This is a genomic window from Pseudomonas sp. VI4.1 (assembly GCF_002029345.1).
Taxonomy (GTDB): domain Bacteria; phylum Pseudomonadota; class Gammaproteobacteria; order Pseudomonadales; family Pseudomonadaceae; genus Aquipseudomonas.
Genome location: NZ_MULM01000148.1, coordinates 20,362 through 38,563, shown reverse-complemented (window position 1 = coordinate 38,563; position 18,202 = coordinate 20,362). Strand labels below are relative to the sequence as shown.

11 protein-coding genes and 4 pseudogenes are annotated in these 18,202 nt (G+C 63.2%); 11 read left to right on the top strand and 4 right to left on the bottom strand.

What is annotated here, in order from left to right:
• Positions 1 to 21: 21 nt before the first annotated feature.
• The 6 genes and pseudogenes from BZ163_RS14000 (at position 22) to BZ163_RS13975 (ending at position 7,991) form a co-directional block, all read left to right on the top strand.
• Complete coding sequence (locus BZ163_RS14000; protein ID WP_128871405.1) at positions 22 to 1,212, top strand: CaiB/BaiF CoA-transferase family protein; 1,191 nt, start codon at positions 22 to 24, stop codon at positions 1,210 to 1,212.
• 76 nt (positions 1,213 to 1,288) lie between these two features.
• Entirely contained in the window at positions 1,289 to 2,083 is a 795-nt protein-coding gene (locus BZ163_RS13995) for an enoyl-CoA hydratase (RefSeq protein WP_128871404.1), read from the top strand.
• Complete coding sequence (locus tag BZ163_RS13990) at positions 2,080 to 3,612, top strand: 3-hydroxyacyl-CoA dehydrogenase (RefSeq protein ID WP_128871403.1); 1,533 nt, start codon at positions 2,080 to 2,082, stop codon at positions 3,610 to 3,612. Before BZ163_RS13995 ends, BZ163_RS13990 begins: the two co-directional genes overlap by 4 nt.
• A 34-nt stretch (positions 3,613 to 3,646) precedes the next feature.
• Positions 3,647 to 4,849 carry a 3-oxoadipyl-CoA thiolase gene (locus BZ163_RS13985; RefSeq protein WP_128871402.1) on the top strand — a complete coding sequence of 401 codons (1,203 nt, stop codon included), beginning with the start codon at positions 3,647 to 3,649 and terminating at the stop codon, positions 4,847 to 4,849.
• A 73-nt stretch (positions 4,850 to 4,922) separates the two neighbouring features.
• A pseudogene (locus tag BZ163_RS13980) lies at positions 4,923 to 6,247 on the top strand (OprD family porin).
• Positions 6,248 to 6,408: 161 nt separating this feature from the next.
• A pseudogene (locus tag BZ163_RS13975) lies at positions 6,409 to 7,991 on the top strand (ATP-binding cassette domain-containing protein).
• Between the two features lie 24 nt (positions 7,992 to 8,015).
• Here the strand turns inward: BZ163_RS13975 and BZ163_RS13970 are convergent.
• Positions 8,016 to 8,894 carry a LysR substrate-binding domain-containing protein gene (locus tag BZ163_RS13970; protein ID WP_128871401.1) on the bottom strand — a complete coding sequence of 293 codons (879 nt, stop codon included), beginning with the start codon at positions 8,892 to 8,894 and terminating at the stop codon, positions 8,016 to 8,018.
• A 144-nt stretch (positions 8,895 to 9,038) separates the two neighbouring features.
• Between BZ163_RS13970 and BZ163_RS13965 the strand changes: the two are divergent.
• From BZ163_RS13965 to BZ163_RS13955, 3 genes and pseudogenes are all read left to right on the top strand, one after another.
• Positions 9,039 to 9,802, top strand: a pseudogene (locus BZ163_RS13965) (SDR family oxidoreductase).
• Positions 9,803 to 9,824: 22 nt separating this feature from the next.
• Entirely contained in the window at positions 9,825 to 10,640 is an 816-nt protein-coding gene (gene aroE / locus BZ163_RS13960) for a shikimate dehydrogenase (RefSeq protein ID WP_128871400.1), read from the top strand.
• A 56-nt stretch (positions 10,641 to 10,696) separates the two neighbouring features.
• Positions 10,697 to 12,133 (top strand): MFS transporter, encoded by a 1,437-nt coding sequence (locus BZ163_RS13955; protein ID WP_128871399.1) that lies wholly within the window; start codon positions 10,697 to 10,699, stop codon positions 12,131 to 12,133.
• 86 nt (positions 12,134 to 12,219) lie between these two features.
• Here the strand turns inward: BZ163_RS13955 and BZ163_RS13950 are convergent, their stop codons facing one another.
• The 3 genes from BZ163_RS13950 to BZ163_RS13940 all read right to left on the bottom strand — a co-directional run bounded on the left by BZ163_RS13950 (position 12,220) and on the right by BZ163_RS13940 (position 15,635).
• On the bottom strand, positions 12,220 to 13,494 hold the full coding sequence (locus BZ163_RS13950; protein ID WP_128871398.1) for an MFS transporter: 1,275 nt from the start codon (positions 13,492 to 13,494) through the stop codon (positions 12,220 to 12,222).
• Positions 13,495 to 13,555: 61 nt separating this feature from the next.
• Positions 13,556 to 14,710, bottom strand: coding sequence for an acyl-CoA dehydrogenase family protein (locus BZ163_RS13945; RefSeq protein ID WP_128871397.1), 1,155 nt, complete (start codon positions 14,708 to 14,710; stop codon positions 13,556 to 13,558).
• A 58-nt stretch (positions 14,711 to 14,768) separates the two neighbouring features.
• Complete coding sequence (locus BZ163_RS13940) at positions 14,769 to 15,635, bottom strand: IclR family transcriptional regulator (protein WP_128871396.1); 867 nt, start codon at positions 15,633 to 15,635, stop codon at positions 14,769 to 14,771.
• 237 nt (positions 15,636 to 15,872) lie between these two features.
• On the opposite strand from BZ163_RS13940, the pseudogene BZ163_RS13935 reads away from it, so the two are divergent.
• Together BZ163_RS13935 and BZ163_RS13930 are read left to right on the top strand one after the other, a co-directional pair.
• A pseudogene (locus BZ163_RS13935) lies at positions 15,873 to 16,660 on the top strand (enoyl-CoA hydratase).
• Between the two features lie 3 nt (positions 16,661 to 16,663).
• Positions 16,664 to 18,202: a 3-hydroxyacyl-CoA dehydrogenase gene (locus BZ163_RS13930; protein ID WP_128871395.1), complete on the top strand. Its 1,539-nt coding sequence runs from the start codon at positions 16,664 to 16,666 to the stop codon at positions 18,200 to 18,202.

Below are 18,202 nucleotides of genomic sequence, written 5' to 3'. Positions count from 1 at the left end.
CCAATTGAGCAGAGTGTACTTATGAATCCTTCCAAAGGGGCCCTCGAGGGCCTGAAAGTGATCGACCTCAGCCGGGTGCTGGGCGGGCCTTACTGTTCCCAGGCACTGGCGGACCATGGCGCCGAAGTGATCAAGCTCGAACCCTTGAGCGGCGATGAGACGCGCGGTTGGGGCCCGCCCTTCGAGGGCGCGGACGCTTCGTATTTTCGCGGCGTCAACCGTAACAAACAGGGGATCGCCGTGGACCTGTCCCGGCCTGAAGGCATCGAGCTGCTGATGTGCCTGCTGGAAGGCGCCGATGTGCTGATCGAGAACTTCAAGCCCGGTACCTTGAAGCGCTGGGGCATCGATTACAGCGAAGTCCTGAGCCAGCGTTTTCCCGGGCTGATCCACTGTGCGATCTCCGGCTTCGGTGGCGATGGCCCCTTGGGTGGCCTGCCGGGTTACGACGCGGCGATCCAGGCGATGGCCGGATTGATGAGCGTCAACGGCGAAGCCGACAGCGGTCCGCTGCGCATTGGCCTGCCGATCGTCGACATGGTGACTGGCCTGAATGCCCTGGCGGGGGTTCTGCTGGCACTCAACGAGCGGCATCGCAGCGGCCTGGGGCAGTCTCTGGACATCACCCTGTACGACTGCGGCGTGTCGTTGCTGCATCCGCATGTGCCGAACTACCTGGCGTCCGGCAAGACCCCGCAGCTGACCGGCAATGCCCATCCCAATATTGCCCCCTATGACAGTTATTGCACGGGCACCGAGCGGATTTTCCTGGCGGTGGGCAACGATGGCCAGTTCGCCAAATTGTGCAAGCAGCTGGGCGCCGACGACGTGCTGGAGGATCCGCGCTTCGTCAACAACGGTACGCGCCTGGGCAACCGCGATGCGCTGAAGCAGGCGCTGGAAACACACCTGGCCCGGCATGACGGCGCGGCGTTGGCGCAACAGCTGATCCGGGCCGGGGTGCCTTGCGGGGCCATCGCGACGGTCGACACCGTGGTTGCCCACCCGCATACCGCGCACCGCGGCATGTTGGTGGATATCGGTGACGACTATCGGGGCATCGGTTCCCCGGTGAAGCTTTCGCGCACCCCGGCCACCTACCGCAGTGCGCCCCCGACGTTGGGGCAAAACACCCGTGAAGTCCTCGAAGGCCTGGGGCTGGATGAGCAGGTGATCGAAAAGCTGTACGCGGCGGGCATCGTTCGCGGTTGATCCGGGCCTGGATAACGCCAGCTGCACAGCGCACTGGCACCCAGCCTGACCCTTACACCCTATGGCAGGAGAAATCATGAGCCACCAGACCGATAGTCCTGAACCCTTGGTCCTGCTGGAGCAGCCCGCGCCGGGCGTGGCGCTGCTGCGGATCAATCGGCCCAAGGCGCGCAATGCGCTGAACATGGCGTTGCGTGAGGAACTGGCCGGACACTTTCGGCGCCTCGATGAGTGTGACGCTACCCGCGTCATCATTCTCACCGGCAGCGACACGGTCTTCGCCGCTGGCGCGGACCTCGGCGAGCTGGTCGACGCCACGGTGATGGACGTGTATGCCCGGCATGCCGAGCGTCATTGGCAAGCCATTTCCGCGTGCAGCAAACCGGTGATCGCCGCGGTCAACGGCTTCGCCCTGGGCGGTGGCTGCGAACTGGCGATGCATTGCGACCTGATCATTGCCGGCAGGTCGGCGCGTTTCGCCCAACCGGAAGTCAAGGTCGGGGTCATGCCGGGTGCCGGTGGCACTCAGCGTCTGGTGCGTGCCGTCGGCAAGTTCCAGGCGCTGCGCATGTTGTTCACCGGCTGCCAGGTGACGGCCGAAGAGGCGCTGCGCATCGGCCTGGTCAGCGAGGTGGTGGCGGACGCCGAGACCCTGGCGTCGGCCCTGGCGATCGCGGTCAGCATCGCCGCCATGCCGCAGATCGCCGTGGCGCAGATCAAGGAAGTGGTGCTCGCCGGCATGGATCTGCCGCTGGAGTCGGCGCTGGTGCTGGAGCGCAAGGCCTTCCAGTTGCTGTTTGCTTCCAGCGATCAAAAAGAGGGCATGCAGGCCTTTCTGCAAAAACGCCAACCGGAGTACATCGGTCGATGAACCCACACGCATTGCAGCGCATCGGTGTCGTCGGGACGGGCGCCATGGGGCAGGGCATCGCCCAGATCATGGCCCAGGCCGGGTTGGACGTCTTGCTGTTCGATGCTCGCGAAGGTGCGGCGAGCGCGGCGCGAGAGCAACTGGCGGCGACCTTCGCCAAGTTGCAGGAGAAGGCGCGGATCACCCCGCAAGCGGCCGCCGAGGCGCTGGAGCATTTGCAGGTGGTCGATAGCCTGCAAGCCCTGGTGGATTGCCAATTGGTAGTCGAGGCGATCGTCGAGAACCTTTCGGTCAAGCAGGGTCTGTTCCGGCAACTGGATGAGTTGCTCGACGCGACGACCGTGCTGGCGAGCAATACCTCGTCACTGTCGATCACCGCGATCGCCTCCGTCTGCAAGCACCCCGAGCGTGTGGCCGGGCTGCATTTTTTCAATCCGGTACCGCTGATGCGCCTGGTCGAAGTGATCGGCGGTATTGCGACCCGGCCGGACGTCATCGAGCAACTGCAGGCGCTGGTCAAGCGCATCGGTCATTACCCGGCCATTTCCAAAGACTCCCCGGGGTTCATCGTCAACCACGCCGGTCGAGCCTTCGGCACCGAGGCGTTGCGCATGCTCAGTGAGGGCGTCGCGCCGGTGGCGCTGATTCGACGCGGTACTGCGCGACGGTGCGGCTTTCGCATGGGGCCGTTTGAATTGCTGGACCTGATCGGCCTGGATGTCAGCCTGCCGGTGATGGAGTCGGTGTATCGGCAGTTCTATGAAGAGCCTCGTTACCGGCCCCATCCGCTGCTGAGCCTGATGCAAGCGGGCGGGCACCTGGGGCGCAAGAGCGGCCAGGGGTTTTATCGGTACGAAGGGCAGGGCGCCGCGCCGCGCCGGGTCCAGCCCGTGCCGCAGTGTCCACAGCTGCCGCCGGTGTGGGTGGCGGGCGATGATGAAGTTGGCAGGACCCGACTGTTGGCCTTGCTTGAACACCTGGGCGCCGAGATCGAGCGCGGCCCGCGGCCATCCGCCGAAGCCTTGTGCGTGCTGGCCTCGCTGGGTGACGACACCGCCGAATCCGCCCTGCGTCACGGCACGGACCCCGCGCGCACCGTGGCGATCGATACCTTGCTGGAACTCGACAGCCTGCGTTGCCTGATGGTCAGCCCGGCGACCCGGCTGGACATGCAGAACGCCGCCCATGCGCTGTTCAGCGCCGACGGCGGCACGGTGGCGATGATCCGTGACAGCTGCGGTTTCATCCTCCAGCGCACCCTGGCCTCGATCGTCAACCTGGCCTGCGATATCGCGCAGCAGGGCATCGCTTCGGTCGCCGACATCGATATGGCGGTGCGCCTGGGCCTGGGTTATCCGCAGGGGCCACTGGCGTGGGGCGATCAGTTGGGCGCTGCGCGCCTGCTGCAGATCCTGCAACGCATGCATGACCTCACCGGTGACCCGCGTTACCGCCCCAGCGGCTGGCTACGCCGACGGGCGCGCCTGGGCATGTCCCTGTGCCAGCCGGAAAACCTGATGCCGGCCTGATTTGTCTCAACCCATTTTTAGCGGAAACATTGCCATGCTTGATGCCTATGTTTACAGCGGTTTGCGTACACCTTTCGGTCGCCATGCCGGCAGCCTGTCCGGGGTGCGCCCGGATGATCTGGTCGGGGGCCTGTTGGCCCGGATTATGGAAGCGTCGAATTTCCCTGCCGAAGCGCTGGAAGATGTGATTCTCGGCTGCACCAATCAGGCCGGTGAAGACAGCCGCAATGTGGCGCGCAATGCTTTGCTCAGTGCCGGTTTGCCGTTCAGCGTGCCTGGGCAGACAGTCAACCGCTTGTGCGCCAGTGGCCTGTCGGCAGTGATCGATGCGGCGCGGGCAATCACCTGCGGTGAAGGTCGGCTGTACCTGGCCGGCGGCGTCGAGAGCATGTCGCGGGCGCCCCTGGTGATCGCCAAGGCCGAGAGCGCTTTCAGCCGGACCCAAGAGCTGGCGGACAGTACCATCGGCGCACGTTTTTCCAACCCGAAGCTGGTGCAGCGTTACGGCAACGACAGCATGCCGCAGACCGGCGACAACGTTGCCCTGGCGTATTCCATCAGTCGCGAGGACGCTGATCGTTTCGCCGCCGCGTCTCAAGCGCGTTACCAGGTCGCCTTGCAGGCTGGCGTACTGGACGACGAAATCCTGGCCATCGACGTGCCGACCGGGCGCAAAGGACAGACCCAGCGCGTCAGCCACGACGAGCACCCGCGACCACAGTCCGACCTGGCAGCATTGTCACGGTTGCAGCCGCTGTTCCCGAACGGCGTCGTCACCGCGGGCAACGCCTCGGGAATCAACGATGGTGCCGCCGCCGTGTTGCTGGGCAACCGCGAGATCGGCATTGCGCATGGGGTGCAACCCATGGCACGGATTCTCTCCTCGGCAGTGGTCGGGGTGGAGCCCCGGATCATGGGCATTGGCCCGCACCGGGCGATTGAAGTGGCCTTGCAGCGGGCCGGTATCAGCCTCGCCGAAGTCGATCTGATCGAGATCAACGAGGCGTTCGCCCCACAGGTGTTGTCCTGCCTCAAGGCGCTGGAGCTGAGTTTCGACGACCCGCGGGTCAATCCCAACGGCGGCGCCATCGCCATCGGCCATCCACTGGGCGCCTCCGGAGCCCGGCTGGTGCTGAGTGCCTGTCGCACCTTGCAGCGCAACAACCTGCGCTACGCCGTCGTCAGCCTCTGCGTCGGGGTGGGCCAGGGCGTGGCCATGGTCATCGAACGCGTCTGAGCCTGGAGCTCGGCGCAACCCCTTATATCAACAATAAAAAAGGGCGCTCAAGCGCCCATGGGATAGCTTTGTCATGAATCAGACTTCAACCCTGACACGCCTGGCACTGGGCGTCTTCACCTGTTCCGTCGGCCCGCTCGCCCATGCCGACTTCATCAAGGACAGCCATGCCACCCTGGCCTTGCGCAACATGTACCTCAACCATGACTACCGCGATCAGCCGGGCCCTGCCGGACAGAGCAAAACCGAGGAGTGGGGCCAGGGGTTCATGCTCAATTACACCTCGGGCTTTACGGCCGGGAGCCTGGGTTTCGGCGTGGATGCCATGGTGCTGCAGGGCGTAACCCTGGACAGCGGCGCGGGTGATCATCGCGGCAGCTCGATGATTCCAAGCGACGGCGATGGCGCCGCCGCTGCATGGAGCCGTCTGGGCGTGACCGGCAAATCGCGCCTGGGCAAGACCGAGGCGCGGCTGGGCACACTGACGCCCAAACTGCCGATCCTGCAGGCGAACGACGTCGCCTGCTGCCGCAGACGTTCGAGGGGGCACAACTCACCAGCCAGGACATCGATAACCTGACCGTCACTGCGGGCCGCCTGGACCAGGCCACGTCACGGGCGTCCAGCGACCGTACCGGCCTGGCGGTGGGTGGCGGCACCCGGGAAAGCGATGAATTCCTGTTCGCCGGGGCCGACTACAAACTCAGTAAAAACCTGACCGCACAATATTATGTGGCCAACCTCGAGGACTATTACACCCAGCAGTTTTTCGGCTTGCAGCATACGCTCGCGCTGGGCGAAGGCCAGTCGATCAAGACCGACCTGCGTTACTTCGATACCGGTTCCAGCGGCGCCAACGGCTCAGCCCGCGGCCGCGCCGACGGTTACCGCGTCGGGGGCTATACCCCGGACAATTCCGGCGAAATCGATAACCGAACCTGGAGCGCGATGTTCACCTACTCCGTGGGTGGCCATGCGCTGACGGGGGGCTACCAGCAGGTTTCCGATGGCAGCAACTTTGTCCAGCTCAACCAGGGCACGCTACCCGGCAAAGGCGCCCAGGGCGCGAGCCTCTATCTGTTTACCGATCGCCTGCTCGCCAGCTTCAACCGCGCCGGCGAACGCACCTGGATCGGTCAGTATGCCTATGACTTCGCGCCGCTGGGCGTGCCCGGCCTGCGTGGTTCAGTGAGCTATTTCAAGGGCGATCACATCAAGAGCGCCACCCACGTCGACCAGCAGGAATGGGAGCGCGACCTGGCGCTGGACTACGTCATCCAGAGCGGCCCGTTCAGCGGAGTGGCCCTGGGCTGGCGACACAGCACACTGCGCTCGCAGCTGGCTCCCGCCCAAGACCTGAATCGTCTGGTCGTCAGCTATACCCTGGCGCTATTCTGATTGCCGGGGCACCGTTTGTAGAAGGGGCCAGGCCGCAAGTTCGGTTTATCATTGAGCTCGGCAGTTTGCCGAGCTTGACCCAGGCTTGCCGGTCGTTCTTATAGTTAGTGTTCCATCAGGGAGTGGTTCAGGCCTATCAGGCCGATTGATAAGGAAGCGTCATGACTCAACGGCTACTTCAACTTGATCAAGTGTCGTTCACGCTGCCCGACGGGCGCATGCTGTTCGATCGCTTGAACCACACCTTCAGTACCAGGGCCACGGGAATCGTGGGCGCCAATGGCTGTGGCAAGTCCTTGCTTGGCCAGCTCCTGACGGGGGAGCAACTGCCCACCAACGGCATCGTCCGCCGCGAAGGGCAGGTTTATGCCGTGGCGCAGTTACTGGAACCCGAGCGCTATCCCAGCGTTGCCGCGCTGACCGGGGTCGAGCCTATTCTGGCGGCACTGGAGCGCATAGCCCAAGGCAGCGTCGACGATGACGACCATTTGCTGGCGGTCGACCAATGGGATTGCGCCATGCGCCTTGAGGTGCAACTGCAGCAGATCGGCCTGGGTCATTTGAACGCCGACTCGCGCACCGACGCACTCAGTGGTGGCGAACGGCAACGGGTGGCGCTAATGGGGGCGTGGTTATCCAGGGCCGACTGGCTCATTCTGGATGAGCCCAGCAACCACCTGGATATTGATCAGCAACACAAGCTGGCGCAGCAGATCGATCGCTGGCCCAACGGCCTGGTGTTGATCAGCCACGACCGCGGACTTCTGGAGCACGTGAGCGAAATTGTCGAGCTTTCGCCATTGGGGCTGGCGGCCTATGGCGGCAACTACAGTCAGTATGCGGCGGCGCGCGAGCAAGAACAGCAGGCATTCCAGTCGGCATTGCAAGGTGAGCGGATGCAGGCCAAGCGTGAGCAACGTGAGATGCTCGTGCAGATGGAGCGCCAGCAACGGCGCAATGCCCGCGGCGACCGTCAGGCCCGCGATGGCAATCAAACCAAACTGATCACCAATGCCCAGAAAGAGCGCAGTGAAAACAGCCAGGGAAAATTGCGCCTCAATCAACAGGTGGCCCGGGAGCAGCAGCAACAGCGGATCGCCGAGGCCCGGGCGCGGTGCGCACCGGAGATTCAACGCATGATGCTGTCTCCGGAAAGCGTAGTGCCCAATGGCAAGCTGATATTGCAGCTCAACGATGTCGTGCTGCCGTTCGGTCATACGGCGCCGATCAATCTGACGCTGACGGGGCCTAGGCGCATGGTGATCCTGGGCGCCAACGGCAGCGGCAAGTCGACCCTGTTGCGAGTAATCGCTGGCCAACTGCCGGTGCGCGGAGGCGAACTCATCTGCAGTTGCCACGTCGGCTGGCTGGATCAACACGCCGGATTGCAGTATCCCGAACGTACGGCGGTGCAGTGGCTCCATGAGAGTAATCCGGAGTTGCCCGAAGCCGAGGCAGAACCCGGCTGGCGCAGATGGGGATCGATGCGGATCGTGCGATGCTCGAGACCTGTCAGTTGAGTGGCGGCGAACGCCTGAAAATAGCCCTGGCGGCGCAGCTGTATGCACAGCGACCCCCGCAATTGCTGTTGCTGGACGAGCCGGATAACCATTTGGATCTGCCCAGTCGAATCGCGCTGGAGCAGATGCTTGATCAGTATCAAGGGGCCTTGATCGTCGTCTCTCACGACAGTGCTTTCCTGCAGGCCCTCCATCTTGATGCTGAGCTCCAGCTCAACAGCTAGAGGTTGTTGTCCAGGCTTTACAGTTTATGGATAGAGTTCATCGAGCACCTGCATCAGCGCTCGCTTGCGTGGGTTTTCCAGGCCGGTCCAGGCCACGCCGATGCCGGCGCCGCTCATGGCCAGTGTCAGGGGGCGGGTCACGACCCCGATGGGCAGCGCCGATGCGGCACCGCTGGGCAAGATGCCGAGGCCCAGGCCGGCGGCCACCAAGGCCAACTGGGTGGTGAACTCGCCCATCTCCCGGGCGATCGTCAGGGTGACCTTGCGTCGGTGAAAACCCGCCAGCATCTGGTCATACAAGCCGGGCGCGAACTTGCGCGCCAGCACCAGCATCGGGCATCCGGCCAGATCCTGAGGCTTGATACGACGCTGGGTGCACAGCGGGTGGTCTTGCGGCAGCGCCACCACCAGCGACTCCTCGAAGAGCATGCGCGTGTGCACGCCAGCCACATTCAACGGCAGGCGTACCAGGCCAAAATCCAGGGCGTTGTCCAGCAAGGCCCGGGCCTGCGGCAGCGAAGGCATGTCCTTGAGGTCCAGTTCGATACGCGGGTAGCGCTCCTCCAACGTACGCACGAGCACCGGCAACAAGTGCGACAAGGTTGAAGAGACAAAGGCCAGGCGCAACACCCCGACCTCTCCGGCCGCGGCCTGCTGCAACACCTCGCGGGCGCGCCCGGCCTGGCGCAGGGTCGCCAGGGCTTCGGGCAGAAACAGCGCCCCTTCCTCGGTCAACTCGACCCCATGCCGGTCACGCTCGAACAACTGCGCCCCGACATCTTCCTCCAGGGCACGTATTTGCGCACTCAAGGCCGGCTGGACAATGTGCAGGCGCGCCGCCGCACGCCCAAAGTGCAGCTCTTCGGCCAGGGCTGCAAAAGCCCGCAGATGTTTGAGTTCCACTGATCCTCCCGATGCGTTGCAGCCTGCCTGGTGATCACCAACGGTGATCACGGCATCACCATAAACGATTGGCACGCCAGGGCGATAGCGGTTGAAAGTGGCGTCATTGCCCCATTCATCAATCCAGGACAGGGAGACACACACATGATCGATAGCTTTCGCCTGAACCGGCGTCGGGCGCTGATCACCGGCTCCGTGCGCGGCATTGGCCTGACCCTGGCTCGCGGGCTGGCACAAGCGGGCGCCCAGGTGGTGCTCAATGGCCGCGATGCCGAACGCGCCCGGGGTGCCTGCGCGCTGTTACGCGATGAAGGCCTGGACGCCGAATATTCGGTGTTCGACGTGACCGACCACCAAGGCGTCGCGATGGCCGTCGATGCTTTGGAAAACCGCCTGGGCCCCATCGACATTCTGATCAACAACGCCGGGTTGCAGCATCGTCAGGTGCTAGAGGACGTCAGTGCCGAAGACTGGCACCGGCTGATGAGCACCAACCTCGATGGCGTATTCAATGTGTCCAGGGCGGTGGCCCGACACATGATCGCTCGCCGGCGCGGCAAGATCATCAACATCGCTCGGTGCAAAGCGAGCTGGCCCGCCGCTCTATCGCGCCCTATGCCGCCAGCAAGGGCGCGGTGCGCATGCTGACCCGTGGCATGTGTGCCGACTGGGCCGGCCATGGCCTGCAGATCAATGCCCTGGCGCCGGGCTATTTCCAGACCGAGCTGAACCAGGCGCTGGTCGACGACCCGGCGTTCTCCGACTGGCTGGTGCAACGCACCCCCGCCGGGCGCTGGGGCACGGTCGAGGAACTGTGCGGCGCGGCAGTGTTCCTTGCCTCGTCAGCGTCCGACTTCGTCAACGGCCAGACCCTTTTCGTCGATGGTGGCTTGACCAGCGTCGTCTGACTCCCACGCCAAGGACTCCTACATGCCTCAATCCCTGCCAACTCTCTGCGGCTCCATCATGGGTGCGCCGTTTTCGCTCTCGGCAAAGATCCACAACGCGGCCTACGCGGCCCTGGGCCTGGACTATACCTTTGTCTGTTTTGGCGTCGAAGATCCGGGTGCCGCCGTGGCGGCCATTCGCGCGCTGGGCGTGCGCGGCATGAACGTCTCCATGCCCTACAAGACGGCGGTGATGCCGCATCTGGATACGATCGACGAATCGGCCCGGGTGATTGGCGCGGTCAACACCATCAACAACGTCGACGGCGTACTGACCGGCTACAACACCGACTACCTGGGCGCGATACGCGCCCTGCAGGAAGTCACCGAACTGCACGGCAAGCGCATCGCCGTGATCGGTGCCGGCGGCGCTGCTCGCGCGGTGGTCTACGGCTGCCTGCAAGCGGCGGCCGAAGTCAACGATGTCAACCGCAGCCTCGAACGCGGTGCCGCCCTGGCCGAGGACCTGGGTGCCCGGTGGGGCGGCAGCGTCGAAGCGTTCACGGCCACGCCCTTCGATATCGTCATCAACGCGACCTCCGTGGGCTTCAAGCAGCCGGACAGCAACCCGCTGGACGGCCGCCTGGCCAGCCACCTGGTTGTCATGGATGTGGCGTTCATGCCGGTGCAGACCGCTCTGCTGCGGCAAGCCAAGGCGCTGGGTTGCAGCACCGTGGCCGGCACACGGATGTTGGTGCACCAGGCGTGTCGGCAAATTGAGTTGTACACCGGCAAGGAGGCGCCTATCGACATCATGGAGCAGGCCATGCTCCAGGAAATACAGCGGTTGAAATTGTAAGCCACCCAACGACCCGTCAATAACAAGATGCCGTAAAGGCACCTGGAGGCACCACGATGACTCACGATCATTCTCCATCCGACATCGCTGCGATCCCCGACGAGCGCGAGCGCAAGAAAGACTTGCACCGTGCAGCCTGGGCCTGCTCCCTGGGCAGCGCCCTGGAATACTACGACTTCGCGCTTTACACCCTGGCCTCGGCACTGATCTTCGGGCCGCTGTTCTTTCCTGAACAGACCCGCGCCATGAGCCTGATCGCCAGTTTCGGCACCTACTTCCTGGGCTTTGCGATACGGCCGCTGGGCGGCGTACTGTTCGGCATGATCGGTGACCGCGTCGGGCGCAAGTTCGTGCTGGCGTCGACGGTGCTGTTGATGGGCATTTCCAGCACCCTGATCGGTGCGCTGCCAACCTTCCATCAGGTCGGCTACCTGGCCCCGGTACTGCTGGTGATTTTGCGACTGCTCCAGGGGCTGGGCGCCGGTGCCGAACAGGCCGGTGCGGCGGTGATGATGACCGAGTACGCGCCCGAGGGCCGGCGCGGTTTCTACGCCGCCTTGCCGTTCCTCGGCATCCAGTTGGGCACCATTCTCGCGGCGCTGGTGTATTTCCTGGTGGTCAGCGGCAATGACAACGTGATCGAGAGCGGGCTGTGGCGTGTGCCGTTCTTCAGCAGCGTGGTGATCGTCGCACTGGGCCTGTACATGCGTATGTCACTCAAGGAATCGCCGACCTTCATCCGCCTCAAGGCGCTCAAGCGCGTCTGCGTCAACCCGCTGCACAGTGCGATGAAACACTCCAGGCCCACCTTGCTGATCGGCATCGGGCTGCGCCTGGGGGAAAACGGTGGTTCATCGATTTACCAGGCCCTGGCTGTGAGCTACATCGTTGGCGTGGTGGGTCTGCAAGGACCGGTGGGCGTGCTGACACTGATCTGCGCAGCCAGCCTCGGCGCGATGACCGTGCCGATTGCCGGCAAGCTCAGCGACCGGTTTGGTCGTGTGGTGGTCTACCGGGCCTTTGCGCTGCTGCAACTGGCCCTGGCCTTCCCGGTGTGGTGGGTACTCAGCCTGGGCAACGTGGTGGCGAGCGTCGTTGCCATCTCCATCGCGCTGGGTATCGGTACCTGGGGCATGTTCGGCACCCAGGCGGCGCTGATGCCCGAGCTGTTCGGCTCGCGTCACCGCTACATGGGTGTATCGATCGCCCGGGAAGTGTCGGCGGTGATCGCGGGCGGCATTGCGCCGATGATCGGTGCCGGCATCATCGCCCTGGTCGTGGCGAGCCACGATGGCGACGCCAGCGCCGGTGTCAACGCCTGGCTGCCGATTGCCTGCTACCTGACGCTGCTCACGCTGATCACCCTGTACACCACGTTCAAGACCCCGGAAACCCTCAACCGCGACCTGGACGAACCCCGTGATGCCTGGGAAATAGCCAGCGCCGCAACAGCGATACCTGTCCAGTCCGGAACCCGTACACGCACCGCGTAGTAAGACGATCAAGCAAGTCGATCCGTCGCATCAACAGCAGTCGGCAGGATCCCAAGGTCCCGCCAGGCTGCTGCTGATTGCCGCTGCTATTGTTTTTGCGGATCGAATTGCTTGTCCTTGATAAACAGCGCGGGAATCACGCCGCAGATGAAGTAGGCCGCGCCCATGACGAGGAAGCCCACGCCGATCGAGCCATGCGAGGCGAGGAAGCCGATAGCGGCCGGCGCAATCGCCGCGCCCAGACGCCCGATATTGTAGGCACCGCCTACGGCGGACCCGCGGAATTTGGCCTCGAAGCTTTCGGTCATGTACGTGGCGTTCACACCATAAGGAATGCCGTACAAGAAGCCGAACACCACCAGCATCCACAGGATGTTGTCCTGGCTTTGGAACAGCACGATCACCGGCAGGAATATCGCGGTCCCCAGGGCGCCAAAGGCGAACACGGTACGCCGCCCGATACGGTCAGCCGCCAGGCCCGCCAGGATTTTGCCGAGGATCATCGCGGTGTAGGTGCCGACCATGTAGCCGGTCATGGACTTGAGGTTCATGCCCAGTTCGCTTTCCAGGTACGTCGGCATCCAGTTGTTCACACCGTAGTAACCGAACTGCAGAAAGCCGGCAGTCAGGGCCCAGAAGATAAACATCCGGCTGGCCTGCGGATCACTGAAGATCAGCTTGTACATGCTCTCGCGCTTTGCGGGGATTGACTGTTGGGCGCCGCTGATTTTTTTCCGGGCGCGCTCGGCCTGGGCGTTGATCCAGGTTTGTGGCTCCGGCACGAATCGTTGCATCACCACGGCCAGGATCACCGGGATAATGGCGATGTAGAACAGCCAGCGCCAGCCATGCACTGGCAGTATCCAGCCCGCCAGCAGGGTCGCCACGATATACCCCACCGACCAGCCTGCCTGCAGGGTGCCGAGGACGGTGGTGCGGTAGCGGGTGGGCACGTATTCGGACATCAATGTGTTGCAGGCCACGTACAGTGCGCCGATCCCCAGCGAGGCCACGAACCGGGTGATCGCGAATTGCCAATAGCTGTGCGTCAGGCCCAGGACAGCGGTGCCGACGGAAAACAGGACGATACTCCAGACCACGGTTTTCACCCGGCCGAAACGATCGCAGGCCCAGCCGCCGTAGATGCCACCGATGGCCATCCCGGCCAGGGTAAAACTACCCAGGCTGCCGGCCTCGACGTTGCTCAGGCCGAACTCGGCCTTCAGGCTACTGAGGCTGTAGGACAGCAGCATCAGATCGGCACCGTCGATCAACAATCCAAGAAAGCAGAAGATGAAGACCAGTACCCAGGTACTGGTTTTGGCGTGCGTCGTCGCACTCGCCTGAGCAGCAGCGTCCATAGCGTAACCCTATTGTATTTATGGGAAGGGGATTTGAGCCGGAAATTGAAAGCCCGTGGCCTTAGCCTTGCGCGTCGCGGATCATGTTGCGGGCAATGACCAGCTGTTGGATCTGGGTGGTGCCTTCATAAATGCGGAACAGGCGAACATCGCGATAGAAGCGTTCGATGGCGTATTCGCTGACATAGCCGGCGCCACCATGAATCTGTACGCAGCGGTCGGCGACCCGTCCGCACATTTCAGTGGCGAACATCTTGGCGCAGGAGGCTTCCGTGCTGACGTTACGTCCGTCGTCACGCTTGCGCGCGGCATCGAGGACCATGCAGCGGGCTGCATAGATTTCCGCCTTGCTGTCGGCAAGCATCGCCTGGATCAGTTGGAACTCGGCAATCGGCTTGCCGAATTGCTTGCGCTCAATCGCATATTGCAGCGAATCGGCCAGCATGCGCTCGGCGGCGCCGACGCTCAGGGCGGCAATATGCAGGCGACCTTTATCCAGGACTTTCATGGCGGTTTTAAAACCCACGCCTTCAACGCCACCGATCAGTTGGCTGGCGGGAACGCGGGCATTTTCAAAGATCACGTCGCAGGTGTGAGCGCCTTTGTGGCCCATCTTGTGATCGGTTTTACCCAGGGAGATACCGGCCGTATCACGCTCGACGATGAACGCACTGATGCCGCCGGAACCCTTGATGGCCGGATTGGTGCGCGCCATCACGGTGAAGATGTTGGCGTGGGGCGCATTGGTGATGAAGCGCTTGGTGCCGTTGAGGATATAGCTGTCGCCGTCACGCACGGCCGTGGTTTTGAGCGAGGCCGCATCAGACCCCGAATCGGGTTCGGTCAGGCAGAAGGCACTGAGCAGCTCGCCACTGGCCAGCTTTGGCAGGTACCTGGCTTTCTGCTCCGGGCTGCCATCGAGCAGAATGCCGATAGAGCCGATGCCGTTGTTGGTGCCAATGTAAGAACGAAAGGCCGGGGAGGTGCGGCCCAGTTCGAAGGCGATGTTGACCTCTTCTTCCATGGTCACGCCCATGCCGCCGAACTCTTCCGGCAGGGTCAGGCCGAACAGCCCCATCTCTTGCAATTGCACGACGATGTCGGCCGGGATGTTGTCGGTCTCGGCCACCTCGTTCTCGCGGGGAATCAGCACTTCGCTGACGAACTGACGAAGGGAATCCAGCAGTATCTGCAGGGTTTCGGTATCACGGATCATGTGCGCTCCCAAGGCTCGCGAGCGAGCCGGTTGTTTAGGGCGCCGTTACTCCGTTGCGTCAGCGAGCAGCGGCGCCAATGTTATTGACCATGTTGATCAGGCGAGGCCCGATATCGTCCACGAGCTGCTCACGGGGTAGCTGAAAGCTCGGTCCACCGCAGTTGAAGGTCAGCAACCCGTACTGCGGGTGCAGCAACGGCACTGCAACGGAGTTGACGTCGCGGTGCCACTCACCCACCGACAGGCAGAAGCCGTAGTCGGCGTAATCCCTGAAGGCTCTGTCCAGGCCCTTGCGGATGGCTGGCCATTGCTCCGTTTCACGCTGGCGAATGTGGTCGAGCAGAAATTCCCGCTCGGTTTCCGGCATCGCCGCCAGGCACGCCCGGCCCACCGAGCTCTGTGCCAGCGGCAAGTAGCTGCCGATCTGCCGGCGCATGGTCATGTTGCCCTGACCCTGGACCACATCCAGGTACACCATCTGCAGTCGATCGCGGGCGGCCATGGCGACGGCCGCCTGGGCGTGATTGGCCAATTCCTCCATCAGGGGATGCGCCACCGTGCGAATCGCCAGGTTCGACAACATGGCGTAACCGAAACCCAATACGCCAACGTCCAGCTGATACTTGCCTGAATGCACTTCACGCTTGAGGCAGCCCAGGCGCATCAGCGTATTGGTCAGCCGCGTCACGGTCGGTTTGGGCAGCCCGGTCATCCGCGCCAGGTCCTGATTGCCGAGCACGTTGTCCCGCGGCGTGAAACACCGCATCAACTCAAGCCCGCGGGCCAACGCCGTCACGAACTGGCCAGTGCTTTCGTCATCGCTCAGCGCGCTGGCGGGATCGAGCATCCCCATCTTCAGCAAGCCGATTTCATCCGTTCCTTTCGTCTGGTCCACGGCCTGGTGATCTGCCTTGTTGCGACCCATGGTAGAACCTCGCTTTCGAGAAATGCAAGAAAATAAAATACAGTTTCGCCTGACGAAATTGTATTCGCTGCTTCAAAAAAAACCAACCCATTTATGGATCGCTTGTAAAGCACTGTATTTAAAGGATTAAACAAGATTTATCAGTTTGCCTGTTTACAGCGATTTATCAGCGTCTCTATGATTGGATGTAATTACGGTATTCAGTTTCGTCTAGCGAAACAAAAATAAGAGGTAAGTATGGACTCCCAGCCCAACGCTGTAGTGGCTCTGCACATTCGCGATGACGCCGTCGCTGTCGTACGGATCCAGCGGCCCGAGGTCAAGAACGCGCTCAACAGCGCAGTGCGCGAACAGTTGGCTGAAATCTTTCGCGCCCTGGCCTGCAATGAACGGGTGCGTGCGATCGTTCTCACCGGTGGTGAGCAGTGCTTTGTCGCCGGTGCCGACATCCGCGAGTTCGCCGAGGCCAGCCCGATCGAGATGTATCGCCGCCACACGGAGTACTTGTGGGAGGCCATCTCTCGTTGCCCTAAACCGGTGATCGCCGCGGTGAACGGTTTTGCCTTGGGCGGCGGCTGTGAACTGGCGATGCACTGCGACATCATCGTTGCAGGGCAGTCGGCACGCTTCGGCCAGCCGGAGGTCAAGCTTGGCCTGATGCCGGGCGCCGGTGGCACCCAACGGCTGATTCGCGCCGTCGGCAAATTCCAGGCGATGCGTATCGCACTCACGGGCTGCCTGGTCGCGGCCCCCGAAGCGCTGGCCATGGGCATGGTCAGCGAGGTGGTGAGTGACGAGCGCACAGTGCCGCGCGCCCTTGAGCTGGCCGCTGAAATAGCCGCCTTGCCGCCGGCTGGCTGGTGGCGCAGATCAAAGAGGTGCTGCTGCTCGGCGCCGACTTGCCCCTGGACAGCGCCCTGGCGTTGGAGCGCAAGGCGTTTCAGTTGCTGTTCGATTCCAGGGACCAGAAGGAGGGCGCTACTGCCTTCCTGGAAAAACGCCAAGCCACCTTCTCGGGAGAGTGAAGCATGACACGCGAGATCAACCGTATGGCGGTGGTGGGGGCTGGCATCATGGGCACCGGCATTGCCCAGATTGCAGCCCAGGCCGGTATCCAGGTCCTGTTGTTCGATAACCGCGAAGGCGCCGCCCAGGCCGCTCGCGATAACCTTGAACAGACGCTGGACAAGCTGGCGAGCAAGGGCAAGATCCTCGGCGCAGACGCACAGGCCACACTCGATCGCCTGCAGGTAGCGACCGCGCTGACCGAACTCAAGGAGGTCGAGCTGGTCGTCGAAGCCATTATTGAGCGCCTCGATGCCAAGCAGGCGTTGCTCGCCCAGCTTGAAGCGGTCGTCGCTGACGATTGCATTCTGGCCACCAATACCTCGTCGCTGTCCGTGACCAGCATCGCCCGGGAATGCCGGCGCCCTGAACGTGTCGCGGGGTTCCATTTCTTCAACCCGGTGCCCCTGATGAAAGTCGTCGAAGTCATCGACGGCCTGGCCAGTGATCCGCTAGTCGGTGATCGCCTGCAGGCGTTGGCGGCGCGCATGGGCCACCGGGGTATTCGGGCCAAGGACACGCCAGGTTTCATCATCAACCATGCGGGGCGTGCCTACAGCACCGAGGCCCTGCAAATACTCAAGGAAGGCGTGGCCGAGCCCGCCGAAATCGACCGCATCCTGCGCGAAGGCCTGGGGTTTCGCATGGGGCCGCTGGAGCTGTTCGACCTGACAGCCCTGGATGTCTCGCACCCGGTGATCGAGTCGATCTACAACCAGTTTTACCAGGAGCCTCGTTATCGTCCGGCAGCGCTGACCCGGCAAATGCTTGAGGCCGGGTTCGTCGGGCGCAAGGTCGGGCGTGGCTTTTACCGCTACGCCAACGGTCAAATGGTCGATGCGCCCCCGGCGCAGGCAGTGCCGGTCGTGGAGACGCTACCGCCGGTGTGGCTGGGGACCGAGAACGCGGCTGATCGTGTCAGCCTGATGGCGTTGCTGGAGCAACTGGGCGCGCAGGTAGAGCAGGGCGCCACGCCGTCCAGCGCAGCACTCTGCCTGCTGGCGCCCTATGGCCTGGATGCCACCAGCGCTGCGGTACGCTTTGCCACCGACCCGACTCGCACGGTCTGCATCGACCCGCTGCTCGACAGCGCGCGCTACCGCACGCTGATGCCGACCCCGGCCACCCGCGTCGACATGCGCGATGCCGCGCATGCCTTGTTGGCGCGCGACGGCGTCGGGGTCAGCATGATCAACGACAGCGTCGGCTTCGTCGCCCAGCGCGTGCTGGCGATGATCGTCAACCTGGCCGGCGATATCGTCCAGCAGCGCATCGCCAGCGTCGAAGACCTGGAGGAGGGCGTGCGCCGGGGGCTGGGTTACCCGCAGGGTCCGTTGGCCTGGGGCGACAGTGTCGGCAGCAAACGCTTGCTGACCATCCTGGAACGCATGAGCGAATTGACCGGCGATCCGCGTTACCGGCCGGGCCCTTGGCTGCGCCGACGCGCGACCCTCGGCCTGTCGCTGTGCCACGCCGAATGCACGCAAACAAAGGTGAAATGA